The following is a 25414-nucleotide window of genomic DNA, read 5'->3' on the forward strand; positions in this document are numbered from 1 at the left end:
AATATCGGATCTTTTCACTTAGATATTGATCAAAATTTCGACGATTTATCGAAAAAATCCCTTAAGGGTTTAATACGATAAAAAAAATTAAATTCCTCTAAAACGAAATAAAAATAGGTAATTGGAAATGATAGAGTTAAGGATTGTTTTGAAAGGGTGATGGAAATGAGGTCAAGTGAAAAAGGGTTTATGAATGCAAATGGTGATAACCAGCTGTTCGGTGTGGATTTTCATCAGTTTCTAGAACGTGAGAAAGATGCCTTAAACGTGGAACTTGCTTCCGAGTTCGGATTATCGTTGAAAGAAGTTAAGCTACTGAAAAAGAAAATGGAGAGATCGTAACGAAATTTTCTTTAACCTCTTGACATGAACTAACGGCATCCGTATCATTATAGAAATAAAATAACATTTACAAAAACCGTTGATCGAGCATAGTAGCTGATACCCACGTGTAAAGAGAGGAAATGCCTTGGCTGAGAGCATTTCTACAATGTGACTTAGTGAATGAACACTCAGGAGGTTTCTCTCTGAAAAAGTATCTTTAGTAGGAGATGAACGTACCAGGCGTTAACTGGCTAAGTGGAGGTCTTTATAGGCTTCAATTAGGGTGGCACCACGGGAATAACAGCTCTCGTCCCTTGTATGATATACAAGGGATTGAGGGCTTTTTTTATTTACATAAATATCAATGTGCTAGATAAAAGGAGGAAATCAACTTGTCCATTCAGATTCCACGAGGTACACAGGACATTCTACCAGGTGAAGTAGAAAAATGGCAGTATGTAGAGGAAGTGGCGAAGAATCTTTGCCACGCCTATCAGTATAAAGAAATCCGCACACCAATCTTTGAGGCGAGCGAGTTGTTTACCAGAGGAGTAGGGGATACGACGGATATCGTGCAAAAAGAAATGTATATGTTTGAAGATCGCGGAGGCAGAAGCTTGGCGCTCCGACCTGAAGGAACCGCTTCTGTTGTTCGCTCCTTTGTAGGAAATAAGATGTTCGGGCATCCAAATCAACCAACGAAGCTCTTTTACTCCGGTCCAATGTTCAGGTACGAAAGACCACAAGCCGGCCGCTACCGCCAATTTGTACAGTTTGGGGTTGAGGCATTGGGAAGTGAAGACCCGGCGATTGATGCAGAAGTGATTTCATTGGCAATGGGGATTTATCAGAAACTGGGACTTACTCAATTAAAGTTAGTCATTAATAGTCTTGGCGATACGGGTAGTCGAAATGCTCACAGAGAAGCCCTCATCAATCACTTTAAACCAAGAATCGGTGAATTCTGCGGAGACTGTCAGAATCGTTTAGAGAAGAATCCATTACGCATTCTGGATTGTAAAAAAGACCGTGACCATGAATTAATGTCTACAGCACCCTCGATTCTCGATTACTTAAACGACGAATCAAAAGCATATTTTGAAAAAGTCCAAACGTACCTAACAGGGATGGATGTTGAATTCGTGGTCGATCCGACTCTTGTTCGCGGCCTTGATTATTATAATCACACAGCTTTTGAAATCATGAGTGACGCAGAAGGATTTGGAGCCATCACGACCCTTTGTGGTGGAGGACGTTACAATGGATTGGTGGAAATGATCGGTGGTCCGGAAACTCCAGGAATCGGTTTTGCCTTTAGTATTGAAAGACTACTTTCCGCACTGGAAGCTGAAAACGTTGAACTTCCAATCGAGCAAGGCGTCGATTGTTTTATCGTTTCACTGGGAGAAGAAGCGAAGGACTATGCAGTAAAGCTTCTTCACAATTTAAGACAGGTGGGAATTTCATCAGAAAAGGATTACCTGGATCGCAAGGTAAAAGGTCAATTTAAAGCAGCGGACCGTTATGAAGCGAAATATGTAGCCGTCATTGGCGACAATGAATTACAGGAAAATAAAATCAACCTGAAAGATATGTCTACTGGTGAGCAGGAAGAAGTAAGTCTTGATCGTTTTGTAGAGAATGTGAAAAGCAAACTTGGTAAATAGAACCCGTTGATTTTGACAAGGAGGAGAACATGATGACAAAAAGAACAGCATATTGCGGAGACATCACAGAATCATACATCGGTGAAAAAATAACGATTAAAGGCTGGGTACAAAAGAGAAGGGATCTGGGTGGATTAATCTTCATCGACCTTCGTGACAGAGAAGGAATCGTACAAGTCGTCTTTAATCCGGATTTATCAGAAGAAGCCCTCGCCCTTGCGGAGAAAATTCGTAATGAGTATGTACTTAGTGTGACAGGTACTGTCGTGGCAAGAGGAGAAGGAACCGTCAATCCTAACCTGAGAACCGGGAAAGTTGAAATTCATGTAGAAGAGGTTCAAATCATAAATGAAGCGAAGACCCCTCCTTTCATGGTTGATGATCAAATGGAAGTGTCGGAAGATGTCCGCTTGAAATATCGTTACGTAGACCTTCGCCGCCCAGCGATGATGGAAACGTTGAGAATGCGTCATAATGTGACGACATCGTTCCGTACCTTCTTGAACGAAAATGGGTTCCTGGATGTAGAAACACCGATTTTAACAAAGAGTACGCCAGAAGGTGCCCGTGATTACTTAGTGCCAAGCCGTGTTCATCAAGGTGAATTTTACGCGCTGCCACAATCACCGCAAATCTTCAAACAATTGCTGATGGTATCCGGCTTCGACCGTTATTACCAAATTGCCCGCTGTTTCCGTGACGAAGATCTTCGAGCAGATCGTCAGCCGGAATTCACTCAGATTGATATGGAAATGAGTTTCATGGATACAGAGCAAATCATTACCCTTGTAGAAGATATGATGAAGAAACTGATGAACGATGTGAAGGATCACAATGTTCAATTACCATTCCAAAGAATGACGTATGATGATGCCATGAGTCGATACGGCTCTGACAAACCGGATACTCGTTTTAAAATGGAACTGATCGATGTATCGGAAATCGTGAAGGAATCCGGATTTAAAGTATTCGCAGGCGCAGTAGCAAGCGGTGGTCAGGTGAAACTGATCAACGTAAAAGGCGGTGCTTCCCAGTATTCCCGTAAAGACATCGATGGGTTAACAGAGTTTGTTTCCCGATACGGTGCAAAAGGACTTGCCTGGTTAAAGGTAGAAGAAGAAGGCTTAAAAGGACCTATTTCCAAATTTGTAACAGAAGAGGATGCATCGCAAATCTCTGCTTCAGCAAATGCAGAATCGGGAGACTTATTGCTATTCGTTGCGGATAAAAAATCAGTAGTGGCAGATGCCCTCGGTGCTCTTCGCCTGAAATTAGGAAAAGAGTTGAAACTTATCGATGAAACAAAATTCAATTTCTTGTGGGTGACCGACTGGCCGTTGTTTGAATTTGATGAAGGCGAGAATCGTTATTATGCTGCCCACCATCCTTTCACAATGCCGGTGAGAGAAGACCTGGAACGTTTCGAGACGGATCCTTCTTCTGTCCGTGCCGAAGCATATGACCTTGTATTGAATGGGTACGAACTTGGAGGGGGATCCCTTCGGATTTATGAGCGTGATATTCAAGAAAAGATGTTTAAAGTTCTTGGTTTCTCAAAAGAAGAAGCAAAAAAGCAGTTTGGGTTCCTATTGGAAGCCTTTGAATATGGAACACCTCCACATGGTGGAATTGCACTTGGTCTCGACCGTTTAGTCATGCTTCTTGCAGGACGCACAAATCTCCGCGATACGATTGCCTTCCCCAAAACGGCGAGTGCAAGCTGTGTATTGACGGATGCTCCTGGTGAAGTGAGTGAAGCTCAATTAAAAGAGTTATCTTTGTCGCTGGATGTAGAATAATGTAAATAAGTTCCGGGGGACATTCGTTGAAATCATCAAGGTGATATGATATTATTTAAACAATCACAAACGAGTCCTGATGTGTGCGACGTTTTTACCTAACAGTTTTGACCGAACACTTCAAACTTTGGGAGCTTGACGTTTCTGCTAGGCGTTCATGCCTCATGCCGAGGACTAACAAATAGTGGAATAAAGCACCCACCTGCCGAGAGCGGGTTCAAAACGAAGGAAATGATGGCGGCGGCACGATTGGGACTCGTCCAAATACGATTTTAATTGAAGATCCTATAAATGAAGAGTCAGGCTCAAAGTAGCCTGGCTTTTTTTGTTGAGTCTAAACCTTCTCTTAATAGGGTAAACGATAGAGGAGGACAACATTTCATATTGATTTTCGTTTCTCTATCCTTTATTCTAATTCAGTATAAACCTAGTTGAATACTTATAATGGAGTTGATTATTTTGCTACACCAGTTTTCAAGAAATGAACTAGCGATCGGTAAGGAAGGTCTTCAAACCCTTAAGAATAGCACGGTGGCAGTACTCGGAATCGGGGGAGTGGGATCCTTTGCAGCTGAAGCTTTAGCCAGGTCAGGTGTAGGCCGTCTTGTATTAGTGGATAAAGATGATGTGGATATTACAAACGTGAACCGTCAAGTTCATGCATTGCTTTCTACAGTAGGTCAGCCGAAAGTCGATCTGATGAGAGACCGCATCATGGATATTAATCCGGACTGTGAAGTCATCTCCTTGAAGATGTTCTATACGGAAGAAACCTACGAAGAATTCTTCAATCAAGGATTGGATTACGTAATAGATGCTTCTGATACGATTTCGTATAAAATACACTTAATGAAAGAATGTTTAAAGCGCGATATCCCATTGATTGCGAGCATGGGAGCGGCGAATAAAACCGATCCGACACGCTTCAAGATTGCCGATATCAGCAAGACTCATACGGATCCAATCGCAAAGGTGATCCGGACCCGCCTGAAGAAAGAGGGCATTAAAAAAGGTGTAACGGTTGTTTTCTCTGATGAGAGTCCCATCGTCATCCGTGAAGATATCAGAAAAGAAGTAGGGAAAGATGATGCAAAGATTCGTAAAGCCCAGCTTCCCCCTTCTTCAAACGCATTTGTCCCATCGGTTGCAGGTCTTATTGCAGCAAGTCATGTGATGAACCAGCTGTTAAAGCATATTGAAATCAAAAGAGTAAAAGACAAATAATGGTCATGTAATTGTAAGGACTGGATCCATTTTCGGATTCAGTCCTTTTTTGTTGAGAAGGATCAATGAATAATAGCAGACTTCCAATATTAGTTGATCTTCTTCCTCAGTCCGAAGTTATTTTTTCTTTTTCATTTCCCATCCTCTTCTCCTCTTATCACTAAACACACCAGCAAAAAAATAATTCCATTAATTAGGTGAATAAGGTATTGACGGTATAATGTGTCATAGTGTACTATCTAACTAGAACACTAAAACGCGTTATGAAGGAGTGCAAGTATGAAGGCATTTAAAGGTCTTCTTTGGAAAGACTTTAAAACCTCCAAGGTTTGGTTCTATGGATGGATTGGCATAATTTTTCTGATTTACATCATAGGAATGGTGATCGGAAACTTTGTCAACGAGCCAATAATCGTTCAAATATTCATTATCATGATCGGTGTATTTCACTTTGCATTTCTACCGGGCATTGTTCTGTCCATGCTTCGATTGGAAGGAAAGACGCAGCTTTGGCTCCATAGTCCGTATAGTGGATTCATTCTTTTATTGCCGAAACTGATTATTGCCATTATTTATTCTACGGCGTCACTTCTATTAGTGGATCTTTTAGGTGTTATCACCTTGGCTGTCTTCCCTAAAGACTCTCTTTTTTCCTATTGGCCAATCAAAGAAGGAATCCTATTTAATTTAGGAGTAACAGTAGTTGGCCTATATTTTTCCGGATGGACGATTTTCTTGTGGACCTTCTACCACTCACTTTCAAAGTTTCCATCCATCAAGAATATACGATGGATTTTTGTAGCTGGTTTTATCATTGTGTATCAAAGTGTTGTTGCATTTCTTATGAGCATTAAATGGGTGGAAAAAATACTCTTCAATGCTTTTACAGTTGAAGTGAGTTCGGGTGTCTTTCTCTCGATTGGTTCTAATGAGGCGAATGCCGGTTTTGAGCCTGAAATGATCCAGCTGCCCTTGCTGCCGTTTGTGTTTGAAGGAATGATCATGATAATCGTATTTATCATTTCCTGCTGGCTATTAGATCGTAAGGTTGAGGTGTAATACATGACAGAAGAATATACAGCCTCCAAGCCGATATACCTCCAAATAGCTGATCGGATCATACGTGAGATTGTAAGAAAAGAATTATCTCCCGGTGACAAACTGCCTTCTGTCCGGGAAATGGCCGTTCAATCCGGGGTGAATCCAAATACCATTCAGCGTACGTATAGCGAATTAGAGAGGATGGACATTGTGGAGACGAGGAGAGGGCAGGGAACATTTGTCACGGAAAAGGAAGAGGTTCTTTCGGTTTTGAACGAAAAGCTCCAAGAGGAAGTAATCGAGTTGTTCATTAAAAACATGAAAGAACTGGGGTTATCAAAAGAACAAATGATAAAAAGCGTCGAGAGATATCTTGCCGAAAGAGGGGGGGAATAGGGGTGGTTGTGAAATTTGAAGCTGTCACCAAAAAATATGGAAATGAATTGGCCTTGAAGAATACGTCGTTTCACTTCGAAAAAGGGAAGATTTATGGTCTGCTAGGCCCAAATGGCAGCGGGAAATCGACCACTTTAAAGATGATCGCGGGATTGGTTCTTCCAAGTGCTGGTTCAGTGACCATGAACGGTAAGCCGATCACCCGGAAACGAGCCGGTGAAGTGGCGTATTTAACAGAGTTGGATATGTTTTATGAAGCATTTACCGTTGATGGGATGATCCGGTTTTACTCTTCTCAGTTTTCGGACTTTGATATACAGCGGGCACATGAGCTAGTGGAATTCATGGAACTGGACAGTAAGAAAAAAATCAAGCATTTATCAAAAGGGAATCGCGGCAGACTGAAGCTTGTTCTTGCCCTGTCCCGAAATACGGAGGTCCTGCTCCTGGATGAACCATTTTCAGGGTTGGATCCCATGGTAAGGGACTCCATCGTGAAAGGCCTCTTATCCTATATCGATTTCGGGAATCAGACAGTGATCATAGCAACCCATGAAATCGATGAAATTGAAGGGATACTTGATGAAGCGTTTATCATCAATGATGGAGAAATTAAAGGGCACTGTCAGGTAGAAGAGCTTAGAGAAATAGAAGGATTGTCTGTCCTGCAGTGGTTGAAGCAAACATCGAAAAAAGAAGGGAAGATGAAATGATGAAGACGGTTGTGCAATTACAGGGTGTCTCAAAAGTTATTAAAGGCAAGACCATTATCGATAATTTATCCTTTGATGTGTATGAAGGGGAAGTATTCGGTTTTCTGGGCCCGAATGGAGCAGGAAAAACGACGACGATCCGAATGATAGTAGGATTAATGAATATTTCAAAAGGAGACGTTCTGATTTCTGGGAAAAGCATCAAAAAAGATTTCGAAGGTGCCATTAAGGATGTTGGTGCCATCGTTGAAAACCCGGAGCTCTATAAGTTCATGTCGGGATATCAAAACTTAAAACATTTTGCCCGCATGCAAAATGGAATCACCGAAGAAAGAATGAAGGAAGTCATCGAACTGGTAGGTTTAACAGACCGCATCAATGATAAAGTGAAAACCTATTCACTTGGAATGAGACAGCGCTTGGGTCTGGCGCAATGCCTGCTCCATAAACCAAAGCTTCTCATACTCGATGAGCCTACAAATGGCTTGGATCCTGCCGGTATCCGTGAAATTCGTGCGTATATAAGAAAGCTTGCACAGGAAGAGGGTATGGCGGTAATCGTATCTAGTCACTTATTATCTGAAATGGAAATGATGTGCGATCGAATCGGGATCATCCAATCCGGAAAGCTTGTGGATGTTCAGCAGGTACGTGATTTCGTTGAAGGTTCCGAACAGGTTTACCATTTTGAGGTGAATGAGGTAGAAAAGGTCAAAGCTGTACTAAAGAAGTTCGATCCTGGAATCAAATATGAAACGAAGGGTTCGGAAGTACAGGTCGCTTTAACGAAGGAACAAGTACCGAATGTCATACGGGCATTTGTGGAAGCAGATGTTCAAATCTATAGTGTCATGCCAATTGCCAAGACATTGGAAGATAGATTCTTGGAAATCACGAATGAAAAAGGAGAGGTCGTGCATGCTTAGTCTCATTAGAAATGAATGGACAAAAATATTTAAAAGGGTCGGAACATATGTCATGCTCGGATTGCTTATTCTCATTATCGGAGTGACGGCAGCTTTTACGAAGTATGATGACGGGAAAGCGAAGGAATCGGAAAACTGGAAGCAGGAACTCACAGCGCAAGTGGAAGCAGATAAACAAATGTTGTCGGAAAATCCAAATATGAACAAATTCATAGAGAAAGACACGGAACGAAGAATTGCGTTAAATGAATATCGCATTGAAAATGACATTCAGCCGAAAGTGAAAGAAACGGTTTGGACGTTTGTTGAAACGAATGCCTTTTCCGTACTTGTTGTAGGTCTGTTTGCCATCATTGTGGCAGCGGGAATTGTCGCAAGTGAGTTCAGCTGGGGTACGATCAAGCTTTTACTCATTCGTCCTATCTCAAGGACAAAGATCCTTCTATCGAAGTATTTCACCGTCATCTTATACGGAATGAGCATGCTACTAGTATTATTCGTCGTATCGTTCCTGATCGGGCTTCTATTATTTGGCGGTACAGATCAGTCCACCCACCTGGCGTATGTGGATGGGAAGGTAGTCGAACAGAACATTGTCGGGTATTTGCTCAAAACCTACTTATTGAAAACCATTGATGTCGTGATGATGGCTACAATGGCCTTCATGATTTCAACTGTGTTCAGAAGCAGCTCACTGGCTATCGGGATTTCCCTGTTTCTATTATTTGTGGGAGGCAATGCAACGAGCCTGCTCGCTCTTCGATTCGACTGGGCGAAATTCAGTTTGTTCGCGAACACAGATCTGACTCAATACACAGGTTTCACTCCACCGCTAGTGGACGGCATGACCATGGGCTTCTCGATCACCATGCTCATCATCTACTTCATCATCTTCCAGCTTCTTGCATTCATCGTCTTTAATAAGAGAGATGTGGCGGCATAGAAAAGCGTAGGCGGCTTGGTCAGACCCGACAAGCATAAGGCGAAGTTCCCGGAAAGGCGCCCTTTGCCTTCATGGGAAGTTTGACTTATGACCTCGAGGGTCTAGCCGCAGCAGCTGGACAACTAAAAATTAACAAAAAAGTGACGGACTCATCAGAGTTCGTCACTTTTATGCATACCGGTATAAATCTGAAAACTTCAAACGTGTGACTTGTTGAAGGAGAAAGGCTGATTCAGTAGAATCTTTTTTTCGAAGAGTATTTAAAGCTTCTATCATTTCATCATGAGTCATGATTCCCACACCGTGACCAAAATACTGATCCTCTTCTAAGAAAACAGAATTTTCCCCCATCCATATCGGATCGTCATAGTCAGGGTTAGAGAAATAGTAAACATCCCCTGGAATATAGTCAACGCCTTCATAGGTGACCATGCTCATATCATCGTCATAATTGTGACCCCAGACTAATAGGGGAGAGAACAGTTGATTAAAATAAGAAGTCCTGATCGTATCAAGAATCGATTTATAGTATATGAGGACAATGCTGGTGACGCATTCGAAGCTATAGGCAGAGCTATTTATGAATATATCTTCAATGGCCTCTGATGGAAGCTTCGAGTCGCGAAGTCTATATCCGTAGGGAGTCTTGATCCAATAAGTAGAGTTAAAATAGGAGTATTCAAAAGCAGCGAATTTGGCGTCACCTTCATCCATGCTCCTAGCATTGGCAATGAACCGTTCCCGCATCCTCAACTCAAATCTTAGCTCTCCTAAGTTACGGTAGCGATACTCAGTAGGACTGCTTTCCAGCGCTTTAACGATTCTTTCTTCTACAGGTGATAGATTCTGCAACCCAATACTTGACAATCCATTTTCAATGATAATCAATCCATACACCTCCAGGCCTTTTTACTAATGTATGATTGGGTGGAGAGATATGGCATTGCCACGTTAAAAAAAGAGCTTATCCCTAAAATAAACCTGCCAAAAAGGCAAAGAACGCGCCTTTCCGCCAGGTATGCCTTATGCTTGTCGCCTCTGAACGAGCCGCCTCCGCTTTTGTGACATCCAGCTCCGGCGGCTAGAGGCTCGAGGTCATAAGTCAAACCTGCCAAAAAGGCAAAGAACGCGCCTTTCCGGCAGGTTCGCCTTATGCTTGTCGCCTCTGAACGAGCCGCCTCCGCTTTTGTGACATCCAGCTCCGGCGGCTAGCCCCTCGAGGTCATAAGCTAAATTGGCCAAGAAGGCAAAGAACGCCTTCCAGGCCAATTTAGCTTATGCTTGTCGGGGCTGAACGAGCCGCCTCCGCTTTTGTTATTTCATCTGCTTATTAATTTTCTCATACACCTGAGCAATCGCCTGTTCAAACTTGCCTGTCGATTTAGGAGTATAGTATTGAGCGTTCTTAAGTTTTTCTGGTAAATAGGTTTGGGGTACCCACCCTGATTCATAGCTGTGTGGATACTTGTATTCGATCCCTCTACCAAGTTCTTTTGCCCCCTGATAATGGGCGTCTTTCAAGTGATCCGGCACCTCGCCGCTTTTTCCCTTACGGATATCACCGAGTGCTAGGTCGATGGCCGTGATCGCCGAGTTCGATTTAGGTGAGAGACAAAGCTCTATAATCGCGTTGGCTATAGGAATTCTCGCTTCCGGAAACCCGATTTTCTCAGCTGTTTCGACTGCCGCCAGTGTTCTTGGTCCCGCTTGGGGGTTGGCAAGTCCGATATCTTCATAGGCAATCACCAATAGTCTGCGGGCGATGCTCGGAAGGTCCCCGGCTTCAACGAGTCTGCCTAAATAATGAAGAGCGGCATTCACGTCACTTCCGCGGATCGATTTCTGAAACGCGCTTACGACATCGTAATGAGCGTCTCCATCTTTATCGTGTGAAAAACTTTTCTTTTGCAGACACTCTTCTGCGATGCTGACATCAATATGAATCACACCGTCTTCATCCGGTGAAGTGGACAAGACAGCCAGTTCCAATGCATTCAGCGAACTCCTCACATCTCCAAAGCTGCTGCTTGCAAAGTGGTCAATCGCTTCGGCGGTTACATCAAGTGAATATCCACCTAATCCACGTTCTTCATCTCCGATGGCCCGATGCAAGGCGATTTTCATTTCATCGATCGTCAGCGGCTTTAACTCAAAAATTTGGCATCTGCTTCTGATCGCCGGATTAATGGCATGGTACGGGTTGCTCGTCGTTGCACCTATCAATGTGATCATACCGTTTTCCAAATAAGGAAGGAGAAAGTCCTGCTTCCCTTTATCCAAGCGATGCACCTCATCCAAAAGAAGGATCACTTTCCCGGACATTTTGGCTTCTTCTGCTACAATTTGAATATCTTTTTTATTATTGGTTACGGCATTCAGTGTTTTAAAACGGTATTTCGTACTTCCGGCAATGGCGCTCGCGATGGATGTTTTTCCGATACCCGGTGGACCGTATAATATCATGGATGACAGCTGCTTCGCTTTTACCATCCTGTCTATGATTTTTCCTTCTCCAACTAAATGCTGCTGCCCGATGATCTCATCAATAGTCCTCGGTCTCATCTTAAATGCAAGTGGTTTAATCGACATGAAACATCTCTCCAAACTGACGTTCTAGTTAAATTCACTTTATCATAGGAGGTTCTCTTAAGGAAATATTGTGGCTGGGAAAAAAGGGGGGGGAGTGTATGAAGCCGCCCCTTTCACAGTGAGAGGACGGATATGCTATAATAACAAAAGTCAATATAGTAGAAAAATACGTCCCGATAAACGAGACGTTATTAAATATAGTAGAGGTGCTGGACATGAAGATATCAACTAAAGGCCGATACGGTTTAACGATTATGATTGAATTAGCTAAACGCCATGGTGAAGGGCCGACTTCACTGAAAACAATCGCACAGCAGCATGAGCTGTCGGAACATTATCTTGAACAGCTGGTTGCGCCACTGCGTAATGGCGGTCTTGTTAGAAGTATCCGGGGGGCTTACGGTGGGTATGTGTTGGGACATGAGCCATCTGAAATCACAGCGGGAGATATTATCCGGATCCTTGAAGGGCCCATTAGTCCTGTAGAAGGAATTGAAGATGAAGAACCGGCAAAACGTGAGCTATGGATCCGGATCCGTGATGCCGTTAAAGAAGTACTCGATAATACAACGATAGAAGATTTAGCCAGTCATTCAGATGACGGTGAATCAGATGCATACATGTTCTATATCTAGGAGGTAACGAAAAATGGAAAGAGTGTACCTGGATCATGCTGCAACGTCTCCCATGCATCATGAAGTAATTGAAGAAATGACTTCAGTGATGAAGGAGTACTTTGGTAATCCATCGAGCATTCATTCATTTGGCCGTGCATCACGTCATCTTGTCGACTCTGCACGTACCATCATCGCTCAAAGCATTCATGCAGATTACAATGAAATCATTTTTACCAGCGGAGGAACTGAAGCGGATAATTTAGCAATTATCGGTTCAGCCGGGGCGAATAAAGGAAAAGGAAATCATATCATTACGACACAAACCGAGCATCATGCGGTTTTACATGCGTGTGAATTTCTTGAATCCCAAGGATTTGAAGTGACCTATCTACCGGTTGACCGTACTGGCAGAATATCAGTGGAGGAACTGCAAAGGGAACTTCGAGATGATACGATACTTGTTACGATTATGTTTGGGAATAATGAGGTAGGAACGATTCAGCCGATTAAAGAAATTGGACAGCTCCTTCGAAATCATCAGGCTTATTTTCATACAGATGCTGTACAAGCGTTTGGCTTGACACACATTGACGTGAAGGAGCTTGGAATCGATTTGCTTTCGGTTTCGGGTCATAAAATAAATGGTCCTAAAGGAATAGGCTTTCTTTATTCACACAAAAACGTGGAACTTCAGCCTGGATTATATGGTGGAGAACAGGAAAGAAAGCGCCGAGCAGGTACAGAAAACGTCCCTGCCATTGTTGGTCTTGGAAAGGCTGTAGAAATTGCTCAAAAAACCATTGAAGAGAAGAATTCTCAATACCCTCGTTTCAAGGTTTTACTGAAAGAGACCTTAGCCGGAGAAGGCATTGATTTTGAAGAGAACGGATCTCTTGAGCATGGATTGCCCCATGTGCTAAACTTAAGCTTTCCCGGCACGGATGTAGAGTCCATGCTGGTGAATCTAGATATGTCAGGTATCGCTGTATCAAGCGGTTCTGCTTGTACGGCTGGATCTATAGAGCCTTCACATGTATTGGTCGCGATGTTTGGCAAACAGTCAGGGAATTCAAGGAACTCCATCCGTTTCAGCTTTGGTCAGGGGAACACGGATGAGCAGATTGTCTGGACTGCCCATGAAGTCGCAAAAATCGTGAAGCGATTAACAACTTAAGAAAGTCGTCTGAAAAGGGCGATTGAACGAATAAGGAGGTGGCGTTAGTGAAAAAAGAACCAAAGGATACGAGAGTGGTCGTTGGGATGTCTGGTGGAGTAGATTCTTCCGTAGCCGCATTATTATTAAAGCAACAAGGCTATGAAGTCATCGGGATTTTCATGAAAAACTGGGATGATACCGATGAAAATGGGTTTTGTACCGCAACAGAAGATTACAACGACGTGATTCGGGTATGTAACCAAATTGGTATTCCTTACTACGCTGTGAATTTTGAAAAACAATACTGGGATAAAGTGTTTACGTATTTCCTGGATGAATATAAAGCAGGAAGAACACCAAACCCGGATGTGATGTGTAATAAAGAAATTAAGTTCAAAGCATTCCTTGATCATGCACTGAAACTTGGTGCAGATTATCTCGCAACCGGCCACTATGCACAGGTTGAATACCGTGATGGAGAATACAAGATGCTCCGCGGTGTCGACAACAATAAGGATCAAACGTACTTCCTCAATCAGTTAGGGCAGGAGCAACTTGAAAAAGTGATGTTTCCCCTAGGCGGCATCGACAAGAAAAAGGTTAGGGAAATTGCTAAGGAAGCGGGCCTTGCAACTGCTGCCAAGAAAGACAGTACGGGGATTTGCTTCATCGGTGAACGCAACTTCAAAGATTTCCTAAGCAATTACTTACCTGCCCAACCGGGAACGATGGAAACATTAGATGGTAAAGTGATGGGAAAGCACGATGGATTGATGTACTATACGATTGGCCAACGTCATGGACTGGGTATAGGTGGAGCAGGTGAGCCTTGGTTCGCCATCGGTAAGGACCTTGAAAGAAACGTGCTCTATGTAGGTCAAAGCTTTGAGCATCCTGCCCTTTATTCCGATTCCATTCTAGCAACGGATGTCCACTGGACTTCAAATGGAGAGAAACCAGCTGAATTCGCCTGTACGGCAAAATTCCGTTACCGTCAGGATGATAACAACGTAACGGTCATTCCTTTAGAAGATGGTAAGGTGAAAGTCATCTTTGACGAGCCTATACGTGCTGTTACACCAGGACAAGCCGTTGTTTTCTACAACGGTGATGAGTGTCTGGGTGGAGGAACCATCGATACCATTTATAAAGATGAGAAAAAACTTACGTACGTAGGTTAAGGCTACCCACAAAAAGGACTGAGAAGAAGAGATGTACAAACTCTCTTCTCTCAGTCCTTTTTTCATCATTGATGGATATCAATATTGAGAGTACCTTATGTTATACTAGAAGGCGATACGCGGGAAAGTACCTTACTCAACTTGCATACATAAATCATAACAATATAGAGGTGTTTGAATTGGATAAGAATTTAAAAGGAATTGAGTTATTACAAGAAGGAAAAGTAGAAGAGGCTGTGAAGCTTTTTACAGAAGCCATCGAAGAAAACCCTAAGGATCCTGTCGGATATATTAATTTCGGGAACGTATTAATGTCAGTTGGAGACAATGAAAAGGCGAAGAAGTTTTTCGAACGGGCGATCTCGATCGACGACAATGCAGGGGCAGCATACTATTCCCTGGGGAACCTGTACTTTAATGAAAATAACTTTGATGAAGCAAAGGATCAGTTTGAAAAAGCTGTTTCAAAAGGTATGGAAAATGCCGACGTTTACTTCATGCTTGGAGTCAGTTTGTTCCAATTAGAGCAGCCGAGGCTCGCTCTTCCTTACTTACAACGAAGTGTCGAACTGAATGAAGAGGACACAGAGGCACGCTTCCAGTTAGGTCTATGCTTAGCGAAGGTTGAAGCATACGAAGAAGCGATTGTGCAATTATCTCAAGTAGTGGAAGCAGACCCAACTCACGCAGATGCTTACTACAACTTAGGGGTTGCCTATGCTGGCCATAAGGATGATGCAAATACGGCGCTGATGTATTTCAACAAAGCAATCGAAGTTCAACCAGATCATATGCTGGCGGGCTATGGCATCAAGATGATCGAAAAGCTGAAAAATGAACAAAGTGAATAGTTAGGAGGTTCACTGATTTGAGCCAGCAAGATTCTTTAAAGCTGTTTGGTGAGGAAGAAATCTATATAAAAGGAAGGCACCTTGTCACGATTTTTCATAATGAGGAAAATCTCTATACCGTCGTCCGTATCCGGGTAGATGAAACGAATGATACTTATGAAGACAAAGAAGCGGTCGTAACCGGGAATTTTCCTAAGATTCATGAAGATGAGACCTACGTGTTTTACGGGAGGTTTCAAGAGCACCCAAAGTTTGGCATGCAGTTTCATGCAAAGCATTTCAAGAAAGAAATCCCACAAACCACACAAGGTGTCGTCCATTATTTATCAAGTGATTTATTTAAAGGAATCGGGAAGAAAACAGCTGAGAAAATTGTGGAACATATCGGGGAAAATGCCATTACCAAAATACTCGAAAATCCAAGCCTCCTTGATGAAATTCCAAAGCTTCCAAAGGAAAAGGCGAAAAGTATTTATGATACGCTTTCCGAGCATCAAGGCTTGGAGCGGGTCATGATCATGCTGAATGATCTGGGGTTTGGACCCCAAATTTCCATGAAGGTCTATCAAGCCTATAAAGAGCAGGCGCTTGAGATCATTCAAAATAACCCCTATAAGCTCGTGGAAGATATTGAAGGAATCGGCTTTACCCGGGCCGATGAGATTGGTTCTAAGATTGGTTTGACAGGCAGTCATCCCGACCGGATCAAAGCAGGCTGTTTGTACACCCTTGAACAAACATGTGTAAAGCAGGGCCATGTGTATCTCGAGGCAGAAGAACTCATTGTAACGGTGAAGGAGCTCCTTGAGAAAAGTCAGCCCGAAAAGGTCGATTACACTGAAATATCCAGTCAACTGGTTTCTTTGGAGGAAGAGGGGAAAGTCATTGGAGAAGGCACAAAAGTGTATGTTCCTTCTCTTTACTTCTCGGAAAAAGGGATCGTGACAAACATCGAAAAGATTTTGTCTCAAACCCAATATGAAGATCAATTTCCTCAATCCGAATTTCTTCTGTCACTTGGAGCACTGGAGGACCGACTGGGAGTTCAATACGCACCTTCCCAAAAACAAGCCATCGAAACAGCGTTGATGTCTCCCATGCTCCTGTTGACCGGTGGACCCGGAACCGGTAAGACGACCGTCATTCAGGGGATTGTCGAGCTGTTTGCTGATCTCCATGGCTGCTCCTTGGATCCCAAGGATTACAAAGATGAACCCTTCCCTGTCTTACTGACAGCCCCGACTGGTCGAGCGGCGAAGAGAATGACAGAATCCACGGGCCTCCCTGCCATGACAATTCACCGTCTTCTAGGCTGGAACGGTCAAGAAGGATTTCAGAGTGATGAAGAACGTGCTATTGAAGGGAAGTTGTTAATTGTGGATGAAGTGTCCATGGTCGACACATGGCTTGCCCATCAATTATTGAAGGCCCTGCCTGAAGATATTCAAGTGATATTTGTCGGGGATGAAGATCAATTACCGTCTGTAGGTCCCGGCCAGGTACTAAAGGATCTATTGAAATCGGAAGTGGTGCCGACAGTCAGGTTAACGGATATTTATAGACAGGAAGAGGGCTCTTCCATTATTGAACTTGCTCACTATATGAAAAGGGGACAGGTTCCTGCAGATCTGACCAAACAGCAAAAGGATCGATCCTTCTTTCCATGCAGAACCAATCAAATATCCGAAGTCGTTCAAAAAGTCGTTGAGAACGCCAAGAAAAAAGGGTACTCCCCGAGAGATATACAGGTCCTTGCTCCTATGTATCGCGGCCCTGCAGGTATCGATCGATTGAATGAACTCCTTCAGGAAATCTTCAATAGCAATGACGGTACCCGGAAAGAGATCGCATTTGGAGATGTGAAATATCGTATTGGGGATAAGGTTCTTCAACTTGTCAATCAACCTGAAAACAATGTTTTCAACGGGGATATCGGTGAAATCGTCTCGATCTTTTATGCGAAGGAAAACACTGAGAAGCAAGATATGATCATTGTTTCATATGAAGGAAATGAGGTCACCTATACGAGACAAGATCTCATGCAAATTACCCATGCGTATTGCTGCTCGATTCATAAGTCACAAGGAAGTGAGTTTCCCATTGTGATCTTACCTGTCGTGAAAAGCTATTATCGGATGCTGAGAAGGAATCTTCTTTACACTGCCATTACCAGGAGCAAGCAATTCCTCATTCTTTGTGGGGAGCTTGATGCTTTTACGCTTGGAGTTGAGAGAGAAGATGATTTTCTCCGCAAAACAACCCTAAGTGAAAAACTGAACGGTTTAACCGCTGCAGAGAACACGGCAATTTCTTCTGAAGAAGACTTACCCATTGAAGAAATCTTGCTGAATGAGGATCCAATGATTGGAATGGAAGGCATCAGCCCCTATGATTTCATGAAAGCATAAGGTCAACGAATGAATATTTCTCCTGGAGAAATTATTCATTCGTTGACCTTTTTCTATACACTCTTTTGGAATCTCTTCCACTGATTATGCTGAGTCAGGTCAGGAGAAGTAAATTTATCTTTTGAATGAATGTTAGTCAAAAACATAGGAAAACATAGACCGTTCCTTTCCGCTCCAGGCACTTGCTTTCCTCGGGGAGGAAGTCAAGTCTCCTCGGGCTTTTGCCCTGCGGGGTCTCGACCTTTCCTCTATTTCCCGCAGGAGTCAAGTGCCTTCCGCTACAATCCACTCTGTGCAAGTATAGATAAACAAATTATATACAAAAGAGTAAAAATATTATGTTAACTCATAATTTGGAAGAACAGTGGACTTACTTTCAATTGGTTAATCAATTCCTTTAATTCGTCTGTGTATGGTACCAAATGTTAACTGCAGGATTAGCTATATCCTTTCCTTGAATGACAAAAAAATAGGATCGAAAAATAATCTTATCTGTACATAATCTTTTTTGCTCCGCGTTAAATTACCTCTAGTGAAGGGCAGTGGTCGCCTTCAATAGTGTAATGAAATTCTGTTTTCTATAGATTGTTTTTGTCACTTTTAATCTCTTTCACGCGATTTTCTTATAGATGGTGAGGGGAACTGCGTAGACACCTGCGGAAGTACGGGCGTGCCGAGACCCCGTTCGGCTAAGCTGAGGAGGCTCGGCCGAACGTCCGCGGAAAGCGGAGCGGTTCCCCTCACCATCCTGCACACACTAATGGACAGAACCAAGCAGATCTTCTGTTAAAAAGATCAATCTTTACGAATTGGACATATTAGTAACAATTATTGTTAACTATAAATAAATTTAAGTTGACATATATTTAAAGAAAGCGATATCCTTATCTTGTAGAAAAAAGACAGATGGGGGAAGACAGATGAACAGAAAATTAAGGACAATCGATCTTACACTGGCAGGGATGTTTGTTGCACTTATGGCGATAGGTGCCAACATCACGACATTCGTACCTTTTATGGTAGTGGGCGGCGTTCCCATTACGTTACAAACGTTCTTCGCCATTTTAGCAGGGGCGATCCTTGGAAGCAGGGTCGGGGCGATTTCCATGACAGTATACGCACTGGTGGGACTCGTGGGTGTTCCGGTATTTGCACGATTTGGAGCAGGATTATCCTCTATTGTGAGCCCGACATTCGGATTTATCGTTTCGTTTATTTTCACAGCATACATTACAGGTAAAATCGTAGAAAAACATAAAGGAATCAAGGTCTACATTTTCGCGGCGCTAGTCGGGATGACTGTCAATTATGTGGTTGGTACGAACTGGATGTATGCAGCATACAAGCTTTGGGCTGCAGCTCCTGAAGGATTTACATATAAACTTGCATGGGGCTGGATGGTGGTTCCTTTACCGAAGGATATCATATTAGCCGTGTGTGCAGGAATTATGGCTCATCGCCTGGAGAAATCGGTCCTGTCAAAGAGTACATTTAAGAATATAAAAAGAGCGGCATAAAAGGGGAGGAATTTCACATGAAAACGTGGAAGGAACTGGCACTTGGAGTGATCGAGGGAGAAGAAATCACAAACGAAGAGGCTTTATCGATTTTACAAAGTCCTGATGATGAGCTTCTGGAATTATTGCATAGCGCTTACCTGATTCGAAAACATTATTATGGGAACAAAGTGAAATTGAATATGATCATCAATACGAAATCAGGTTTATGCCCTGAAAACTGCGGATATTGTTCACAGTCCATTGTTTCAAATGCTCCGATCGAGAAATATCGCATGGTGGATAAAGAGACAATATTAAAAGGAGCCCAAAATGCTCACCAGCTAAATGTGGGAACATATTGTATTGTGGCGAGTGGAAGAGGCCCGAGCAATCGTGAAGTCGATCATGTGGTTTCGGCAGTAAAGGAAATCAAAGAGCAGTATAACTTAAAAGTATGTGCATGTTTAGGCTTATTAAAAGACGATCAGGCGAAACGGTTAAAGGAAGCAGGGGTCGACCGTTATAACCATAACATCAATACTTCAGAGAACCATCATGAAAATATCACCACTTCCCATACATATGAAGACAGGGTGAACACCGTTGAACAAGCGAAAGCACAAGGGATTTCTCCCTGTTCGGGAATCATTGTCGGCATGAAAGAGACATTGCAGGATGTGGTTGATATGTCCCGCAGCTTAAAGGTGTTGGATGCCGACTCCATTCCAGTGAATTTTTTACATGCTATAGATGGTACACCTCTTGAAGGAACAAACGACCTCGATCCGAGATATTGTTTGAAGGTTCTTTGTTTAATGCGCTTCATCAACCCGACAAAAGAGATCCGTATTTCAGGGGGACGGGAAGTGAATCTGCGCAGTTTGCAGCCACTGGGCCTTTATCCGGCAAACTCGATTTTCGTTGGTGATTACTTAACGACAGCCGGCCAGGAAGGTACAGCCGATCACCAAATGCTTGAAGATCTGGGGTTTGAGGTTGATTATGTGAAGGAAGTAAGTGAGCAGACAACATAATAAATAAATTTAGGTGGGTGCTTTGGAAAAGGTTACTCCTTATGAAATCAAGAAAATATCCCACACTATATAAGAACGGTGATTAAACATCGTTTGGGCGGATATTCTCATTGAACAAGTATAAAAAGAGCTCGGATTGGTCATGATGGTAGGGAATACACACCAGGTTTGGTGTAATAGAGGTGAACCTTACCGATGAAGTGTCCAAATTGTCAGAGCAAAGATATCGGAAAGATCGGCATCAACCAATATTATTGCTGGGGTTGCTATATAGAGCTTTCATTGTCAAAGGGAGTCATTCATACTCATCAAGTGGAAGAGGATGGATCACTGAGCTCCTTAGACGACTTGTTTGATGAGGAAGAACGCCGACTAAGCTAGGAAGAGGTGTCTTTCTTGAACAAAACATTTGCATCCATCGTTGGTTTTGGAGCAGGAATCGCTGCTTCTATCTATTCACAAAGATCCAATATGATGAACCAAAGACAAATGAAACGAATTCGTAAACAAGTAAAGAAACTTTTTTAACAGCTAAAAAGGCTGACTTTCGGGTCAGTCTTTTTTTATTTTCCTGGTTTTTTATATGAAGAGAACTTAGATCAGAAGAAAAAATCACTAAATCTTTATTGATATAGAAGCTGCTATTTGGATATCAGCGGAATTTTTGTTTTATCAGCGAAAACTCACTTTTATCAGCGGAATTTCCGATATATCAGCGAAATCCCAGCTTTATCAGCGGAATTTTAAATATATCAGCGAAAAGGCTCTCGCTCCTTACATCCCCACGATTTATTGTCGGGTATGCCCAAGCTGCCCATCACGTTTTGTTTAAGTCCAATGAATAAAATACCCTTCTATCTTCCAACAATATAGAAGAGAAGGGAGTGTAGATGATGGAAAAGAAACCCTATGCCAAATGGTTGTACCGACTTTCAATAGCTCTTATTCTTGCTATATTCCTATATATTCTCTACTTATTAAAGCCTGTATGGCATCCGGTCCTGGAAGTATTGTTCTTTTCGCTTCTACCCTTTTTGATAGGGGGATTCATTGCCTATTTGCTTCATCCAATAGTAGAAAAAATCCATGAGGCGGGCATTCATAGAGGGATAGCGATCATGCTCATCTACATCCTTTTCTTCGGAGGATTAGGGTATGCGGTCTATAAGGGGACTCCCATCATCATACATCAGCTGAAAGATTTATCAGAGAATGCGCCACTTTTTACAAAACAATACCAGAGGTGGCTGGACTATGTGCAAAGCGAGACCTCCACTTGGCCTGACGGAATACAATCTCAATTAGAGGAAAGAATTGACGGGATCGAAGCCTGGTTGACGGGGCTTGTCGCAGTCGTTCTGGCCACTGTGATGAAGTTCATGAACAGCTTGCTGCTTGTTGCAATAATTCCCTTTGTATCCTTTTATTTATTAAAGGATATTACGAAAGTGAAAAAATTCCTGTGGCAGCTTACCCCAAAAAAATGGAGGAACAGCGCGATTTCATTTTCAAAGGATGTGGATGAATCGCTGGGAGGCTATATCCGGGGACAGCTTTTAGTTTGTTTGATCATTGGGGGACTTTCAGCATTAACACTCTGGTTGATCGGTATGAAGTATCCCTTGATCCTCGGATTGATCATTGGAGTAACCAATGTAATCCCCTATTTCGGACCTATTATCGGAGCGGTTCCAGCAGCCATTGTGGCAAGTACGATCTCTGTCAATATGATGATATATGTCGTCATCATGGTCGTAGTTCTCCAATTCCTGGAGGGCAATATCTTATCGCCCCTCATTGTGGGAAAAAGCCTTCATATGCATCCTCTGTTTATTATGGCTGCCCTTATCATTGGTGGTGAAGTAGGGGGTGTGATCGGAATGATTGTTGCAGTACCTTTTTTAGCTGTGGTAAAAGTAGCGATTTTACATGGACGAACCCATTTCATTCATGCAGCAGGGGAAGATTAGCTGAAAAATTAAGAATCAACATTGACAAATACAGTGAATATTTCTATAATCCAACATATACAAGTATTCGTATAAAATGAAAGCTATGAAGGATCGAGTACGTTATAGTCCATCTACCAGAGAGGAATCCCCCAGGCTGTAAGGGATTTTAGATGAAGGATAACCGAATGCTAATCCTGAGTGCAGGTAAAGCCTGCCGTCTATCCGCGTTAAGGTGTTTTGAGGGATGAATAAAAGAAAAGCGGAAGGGCTTTCCTTTATTCATAACCAGGGTGGTACCGCGAGAAACAGCTCTCGTCCCTGTTTTAGGGATGAGGGCTTTTTTGTATTCTTTTTTAACCATACATATAAAGGAGGAAGCTTGAAAATGAACAAATTAACAGGCGCAGAAATTCGTCAGAAGTTTTTAGATTTCTTTCAAGAAAAAGGACACGGGGTGGAACCAAGTGCATCATTGGTTCCGCATGAGGATCCGTCCCTTTTATGGATCAATAGTGGGGTAGCGACATTAAAGAAATATTTTGATGGACGTGTCATCCCTCAAAATCCAAGAATCGTGAATGCCCAAAAGTCGATTCGTACAAATGATATTGAAAATGTAGGGAAAACAGCACGTCATCACACTTTTTTCGAAATGCTTGGAAACTTCTCGATCGGAGAATATTTTAAAGTAGAAGCAATTGAATGGGCTTGGGAATTTTTGACCGACGCGAAATGGGTCGGCTTTGATCCCGAGAAGCTTTCCGTTACCATTCACCCCGAAGATCATGAAGCATTTGACATCTGGAACAAAAAAGTAGGCGTACCAGCTGAACGAATCATCCGAATTGAAGGGAACTTCTGGGATATCGGAGAAGGTCCAAGTGGCCCGAATACAGAAATTTTCTACGATCGCGGGCCGGAATATGGGGACAATCCTGAAGACCCTGAATTATATCCGGGTGGAGAGAATGATCGTTACCTTGAGGTATGGAATCTTGTGTTCTCACAATTCAATCATAACCCTGACGGAACGTACACTCCGCTCCCTAAGAAGAATATCGATACCGGTATGGGACTTGAACGTATGGCATGTGTCGTACAAGAAGTACCTACAAACTTTGATACCGATTTATTCATTCCGATCATAAAGGCGACAGAAGAAATTTCCGGTAAGTCTTACGGAAAAGACAGTGACATAGACGTAGCGTTCAAGGTCATCGCTGATCATATCAGAACGGTTTCCTTCGCTATCGGTGACGGAGCACTTCCATCCAATGAAGGCCGTGGCTATGTATTAAGAAGACTGCTTCGCCGTGCGGTTCGATTTGCGAAACAAATTGAAATCAACCGTCCATTCATGTATGAGTTGGTTCCGGTTGTTTCTGAAATCATGGTGGATTTCTATCCGGAAGTGAAACAAAAAGCGGAATTCATCCAAAAAGTAGTGAAAAATGAAGAAGATCGTTTCCACGAAACATTGAACGAGGGGCTTGCTATTCTTTCTTCCATCATCAAGGTACAAAAATCTGCAGGTAACAAGATCGTTCCTGGTGAGGATGTCTTCCGTTTGTATGATACGTACGGATTCCCGGTTGAATTAACGGAAGAATATGCAGAAGAAGAAGGATTAACAGTTGATCATGATGGTTTTGAAAAAGAAATGGAAGCTCAGCGTGAAAGAGCGAGATCGGCTCGCCAGGATGTAGGAAGCATGCAAGTGCAGGGTGGAGTCCTTAGTGACATCACGGTAGAAAGTCACTTTGTAGGTTATGACACGTTAGAAACGACTGCTACTATTCTTGAACTGTTGGTTGACAATGAACGCCAGCCGAAAGTAGATAAAGGACAGGAATGTCAATTCATTCTGGACCAGACACCATTCTACGCAGAGAGCGGAGGACAAATCGGCGATAAAGGATACATTGAAGCTATGGGTGTGAAAGTTTTGGTAACAAACGTCAAAAAAGCTCCTAATGGCCAAAACCTTCACTCTGCCATCGTTGAAGTGGGTACGTTAGAGCAAAAAGCACAAGTTCTTGCGAAAGTGTCCCGTGAATCCAGAACAAGAGTGGAGAAAAATCACACAGCTACTCACATCCTTCATCAGGCATTGAAAGATGTTCTTGGAGATCATGTAAACCAGGCAGGTTCATTAGTGGAACCAGATCGCCTGCGATTCGACTTCTCTCATTTCGGTTCTGTTTCCCAGGAAGAGATTGAGCGAATCGAAACCATCGTCAATGAGAAGGTTTGGAAGGCTATTTCAGTGAACACAGCCCTTAAATCATTATCAGAGGCAAAAGCGATGGGGGCTATGGCTTTATTCGGTGAAAAATACGGCGAAGAAGTTCGCGTCGTATCGATTGGAGAATATAGCTTAGAACTTTGTGGTGGCTGTCATGTATCAAACACGTCTGAAATCGGGTTATTTAAGATCCTTTCTGAAAGTGGAATCGGAGCAGGCACGAGAAGGATTGAAGCTGTTACAGCAGAGAATGCTTATAAAGTGTTGAATGATCAAGTTTCTCAACTGAAGGAAGTAGCAGGCAAACTTAAAGCGAATCCTAAAGAAGTCGTCAACCGAGTGGACTCTTTATTAGTAGAAATGAAAGAGCTTCAGAGAGAAAATGAATCATTATCCGCAAAGTTGTCTAACATAGAAGCAGGTAGCTTAACGGATCAAGTCAAAGTCATTGACGGGGTGAATGTTCTTTCCGCGAAAGTGGCTGCTGGGGATAGCAATGGATTACGTACAATGATGGATGATCTTAAACTGAAATTGGGCTCAGGGGTTATTGTATTGGCAACAACTGGAGACGATAAAGTTACGATCATTGCAGGAGTTACGAAGGACTTAGTCGAAAAAGGATATCATGCTGGAAAACTTGTTAAAGAAGTGGCTTCACGCTGTGGTGGAGGAGGCGGTGGCCGTCCGGACATGGCTCAAGCTGGGGGTAAACACCCGGAAAAAGTAGAAGAAGCCCTGCAAATTGTAGAAGAATGGGTCAAATCCATTTAACTCCGTGTGAAAGTGGTGTACAATGTAGGTAACGATTAACAATTCGGTTGTCAAAAAGACAAGCCTAAAGAGAGG

22 protein-coding genes, 1 other RNA gene and 2 other annotated features are annotated in these 25414 nt (G+C 42.8%); of the genes, 21 read left to right on the plus strand and 2 right to left on the minus strand.

The features are described 5' to 3' along the window. Window positions 1–165: 165 nt before the first annotated feature. The 10 genes from RSX31_RS10405 to RSX31_RS10450 all read left to right on the plus strand — a co-directional run bounded on the left by RSX31_RS10405 (window position 166) and on the right by RSX31_RS10450 (window position 9033). Window positions 166–342, plus strand: a complete 177-nt coding sequence (locus RSX31_RS10405) for an RNA polymerase subunit sigma-70 (RefSeq protein WP_113971304.1) — start codon at window positions 166–168, stop codon at window positions 340–342. A gap of 70 nt (window positions 343–412) precedes the next feature. After that, window positions 413–642: a binding site (T-box leader), on the plus strand. 74 nt (window positions 643–716) lie between these two features. Further along, the gene (gene hisS / locus RSX31_RS10410) at window positions 717–1991 is read left to right on the plus strand and encodes a histidine--tRNA ligase (RefSeq protein ID WP_148995807.1); all 1275 of its coding nucleotides are present in this window, start codon (window positions 717–719) and stop codon (window positions 1989–1991) included. 32 nt (window positions 1992–2023) lie between these two features. After that, on the plus strand, window positions 2024–3790 hold the full coding sequence (aspS, locus tag RSX31_RS10415; protein ID WP_148995881.1) for an aspartate--tRNA ligase: 1767 nt from the start codon (window positions 2024–2026) through the stop codon (window positions 3788–3790). Between the two features lie 70 nt (window positions 3791–3860). Next, a non-coding RNA gene (gene ssrS / locus RSX31_RS10420) (6S RNA) lies at window positions 3861–4050 on the plus strand. 199 nt (window positions 4051–4249) lie between these two features. Further along, window positions 4250–5014 (plus strand): tRNA threonylcarbamoyladenosine dehydratase, encoded by a 765-nt coding sequence (locus RSX31_RS10425; RefSeq protein ID WP_315634475.1) that lies wholly within the window; start codon window positions 4250–4252, stop codon window positions 5012–5014. A 279-nt stretch (window positions 5015–5293) separates the two neighbouring features. Then, window positions 5294–6073: a hypothetical protein gene (locus tag RSX31_RS10430; protein ID WP_315634476.1), complete on the plus strand. Its 780-nt coding sequence runs from the start codon at window positions 5294–5296 to the stop codon at window positions 6071–6073. 3 nt (window positions 6074–6076) lie between these two features. After that, window positions 6077–6451 (plus strand): GntR family transcriptional regulator, encoded by a 375-nt coding sequence (locus tag RSX31_RS10435; protein WP_148969779.1) that lies wholly within the window; start codon window positions 6077–6079, stop codon window positions 6449–6451. Window positions 6452–6453: 2 nt separating this feature from the next. Further along, window positions 6454–7164, plus strand: a complete 711-nt coding sequence (locus tag RSX31_RS10440; RefSeq protein ID WP_148969778.1) for an ABC transporter ATP-binding protein — start codon at window positions 6454–6456, stop codon at window positions 7162–7164. Continuing rightward, complete coding sequence (locus tag RSX31_RS10445; protein WP_148995880.1) at window positions 7164–8090, plus strand: ABC transporter ATP-binding protein; 927 nt, start codon at window positions 7164–7166, stop codon at window positions 8088–8090. Before RSX31_RS10440 ends, RSX31_RS10445 begins: the two co-directional genes overlap by 1 nt. Beyond that, window positions 8083–9033 carry an ABC transporter permease gene (locus tag RSX31_RS10450; protein WP_148995804.1) on the plus strand — a complete coding sequence of 317 codons (951 nt, stop codon included), beginning with the start codon at window positions 8083–8085 and terminating at the stop codon, window positions 9031–9033. The genes RSX31_RS10445 and RSX31_RS10450 overlap by 8 nt, the downstream gene beginning before the upstream one ends. A gap of 168 nt (window positions 9034–9201) precedes the next feature. On the opposite strand, the gene RSX31_RS10455 is transcribed toward RSX31_RS10450, so the two are convergent. Both RSX31_RS10455 and RSX31_RS10460 read right to left on the minus strand, forming a co-directional pair. Beyond that, complete coding sequence (locus RSX31_RS10455; protein ID WP_315634477.1) at window positions 9202–9921, minus strand: protein-glutamine gamma-glutamyltransferase; 720 nt, start codon at window positions 9919–9921, stop codon at window positions 9202–9204. A gap of 426 nt (window positions 9922–10347) precedes the next feature. Then, window positions 10348–11622 carry a replication-associated recombination protein A gene (locus RSX31_RS10460; protein WP_315634478.1) on the minus strand — a complete coding sequence of 425 codons (1275 nt, stop codon included), beginning with the start codon at window positions 11620–11622 and terminating at the stop codon, window positions 10348–10350. A 215-nt stretch (window positions 11623–11837) separates the two neighbouring features. On the opposite strand from RSX31_RS10460, the gene cymR reads away from it, so the two are divergent. The 11 genes from cymR (at window position 11838) to alaS (ending at window position 25339) form a co-directional block, all read left to right on the plus strand. Next, window positions 11838–12257 (plus strand): cysteine metabolism transcriptional regulator CymR, encoded by a 420-nt coding sequence (gene cymR, locus RSX31_RS10465; RefSeq protein ID WP_044339554.1) that lies wholly within the window; start codon window positions 11838–11840, stop codon window positions 12255–12257. 13 nt (window positions 12258–12270) lie between these two features. Further along, complete coding sequence (locus tag RSX31_RS10470; protein ID WP_148995801.1) at window positions 12271–13413, plus strand: cysteine desulfurase family protein; 1143 nt, start codon at window positions 12271–12273, stop codon at window positions 13411–13413. A 47-nt stretch (window positions 13414–13460) separates the two neighbouring features. Beyond that, window positions 13461–14576, plus strand: coding sequence for a tRNA 2-thiouridine(34) synthase MnmA (gene mnmA, locus RSX31_RS10475; RefSeq protein WP_148995800.1), 1116 nt, complete (start codon window positions 13461–13463; stop codon window positions 14574–14576). Between the two features lie 179 nt (window positions 14577–14755). Further along, window positions 14756–15427 carry a tetratricopeptide repeat protein gene (locus tag RSX31_RS10480; protein ID WP_148969772.1) on the plus strand — a complete coding sequence of 224 codons (672 nt, stop codon included), beginning with the start codon at window positions 14756–14758 and terminating at the stop codon, window positions 15425–15427. Between the two features lie 17 nt (window positions 15428–15444). Next, window positions 15445–17835, plus strand: coding sequence for an SF1B family DNA helicase RecD2 (gene recD2 / locus RSX31_RS10485; RefSeq protein WP_315634479.1), 2391 nt, complete (start codon window positions 15445–15447; stop codon window positions 17833–17835). A 920-nt stretch (window positions 17836–18755) separates the two neighbouring features. Beyond that, window positions 18756–19352 (plus strand): biotin transporter BioY, encoded by a 597-nt coding sequence (locus RSX31_RS10490; protein ID WP_315634480.1) that lies wholly within the window; start codon window positions 18756–18758, stop codon window positions 19350–19352. A 17-nt stretch (window positions 19353–19369) separates the two neighbouring features. Further along, a complete protein-coding gene (gene bioB, locus RSX31_RS10495; RefSeq protein WP_315634481.1) occupies window positions 19370–20368 on the plus strand; it encodes a biotin synthase BioB in 999 nt (332 codons plus the stop codon). 195 nt (window positions 20369–20563) lie between these two features. Then, window positions 20564–20749, plus strand: coding sequence for a hypothetical protein (locus RSX31_RS10500; RefSeq protein ID WP_034757353.1), 186 nt, complete (start codon window positions 20564–20566; stop codon window positions 20747–20749). Between the two features lie 6 nt (window positions 20750–20755). Further along, complete coding sequence (locus RSX31_RS10505) at window positions 20756–20896, plus strand: YrzQ family protein (RefSeq protein WP_113971292.1); 141 nt, start codon at window positions 20756–20758, stop codon at window positions 20894–20896. Between the two features lie 365 nt (window positions 20897–21261). After that, entirely contained in the window at window positions 21262–22338 is a 1077-nt protein-coding gene (locus RSX31_RS10510) for an AI-2E family transporter (protein WP_315634482.1), read from the plus strand. 76 nt (window positions 22339–22414) lie between these two features. Further along, window positions 22415–22643: a binding site (T-box leader), on the plus strand. A gap of 62 nt (window positions 22644–22705) precedes the next feature. Further along, on the plus strand, window positions 22706–25339 hold the full coding sequence (gene alaS, locus RSX31_RS10515) for an alanine--tRNA ligase (RefSeq protein WP_148995796.1): 2634 nt from the start codon (window positions 22706–22708) through the stop codon (window positions 25337–25339). The last annotated feature ends 75 nt before the right edge of the window (window positions 25340–25414 follow it).

It is taken from the genome of Rossellomorea yichunensis (assembly GCF_032337515.1).
Classification (GTDB): Bacteria; Bacillota; Bacilli; order Bacillales; family Bacillaceae_B; genus Rossellomorea; species Rossellomorea yichunensis.

Bases quoted from the DNA above. Each gene is read 5' to 3' on its own strand.
- RSX31_RS10500 (WP_034757353.1), top strand. From the start codon at position 20,564: ATGAAGTGTCCAAATTGTCAGAGCAAAGATATCGGAAAGATCGGCATC.
- RSX31_RS10430 (WP_315634476.1), top strand. From the start codon at position 5,294: ATGAAGGCATTTAAAGGTCTTCTTTGGAAAGACTTTAAAACCTCCAAG.
- RSX31_RS10450 (WP_148995804.1), top strand. From the start codon at position 8,083: ATGCTTAGTCTCATTAGAAATGAATGGACAAAAATATTTAAAAGGGTC.
- aspS (WP_148995881.1), top strand. From the start codon at position 2,024: ATGACAAAAAGAACAGCATATTGCGGAGACATCACAGAATCATACATC.
- RSX31_RS10435 (WP_148969779.1), top strand. From the start codon at position 6,077: ATGACAGAAGAATATACAGCCTCCAAGCCGATATACCTCCAAATAGCT.
- RSX31_RS10445 (WP_148995880.1), top strand. From the start codon at position 7,164: ATGAAGACGGTTGTGCAATTACAGGGTGTCTCAAAAGTTATTAAAGGC.
- RSX31_RS10490 (WP_315634480.1), top strand. From the start codon at position 18,756: ATGAACAGAAAATTAAGGACAATCGATCTTACACTGGCAGGGATGTTT.
- bioB (WP_315634481.1), top strand. From the start codon at position 19,370: ATGAAAACGTGGAAGGAACTGGCACTTGGAGTGATCGAGGGAGAAGAA.
- RSX31_RS10510 (WP_315634482.1), top strand. From the start codon at position 21,262: ATGGAAAAGAAACCCTATGCCAAATGGTTGTACCGACTTTCAATAGCT.
- RSX31_RS10405 (WP_113971304.1), top strand. From the start codon at position 166: ATGAGGTCAAGTGAAAAAGGGTTTATGAATGCAAATGGTGATAACCAG.
- cymR (WP_044339554.1), top strand. From the start codon at position 11,838: ATGAAGATATCAACTAAAGGCCGATACGGTTTAACGATTATGATTGAA.
- RSX31_RS10470 (WP_148995801.1), top strand. From the start codon at position 12,271: ATGGAAAGAGTGTACCTGGATCATGCTGCAACGTCTCCCATGCATCAT.
- alaS (WP_148995796.1), top strand. From the start codon at position 22,706: ATGAACAAATTAACAGGCGCAGAAATTCGTCAGAAGTTTTTAGATTTC.
- RSX31_RS10460 (WP_315634478.1), bottom strand. From the start codon at position 11,622: ATGTCGATTAAACCACTTGCATTTAAGATGAGACCGAGGACTATTGAT.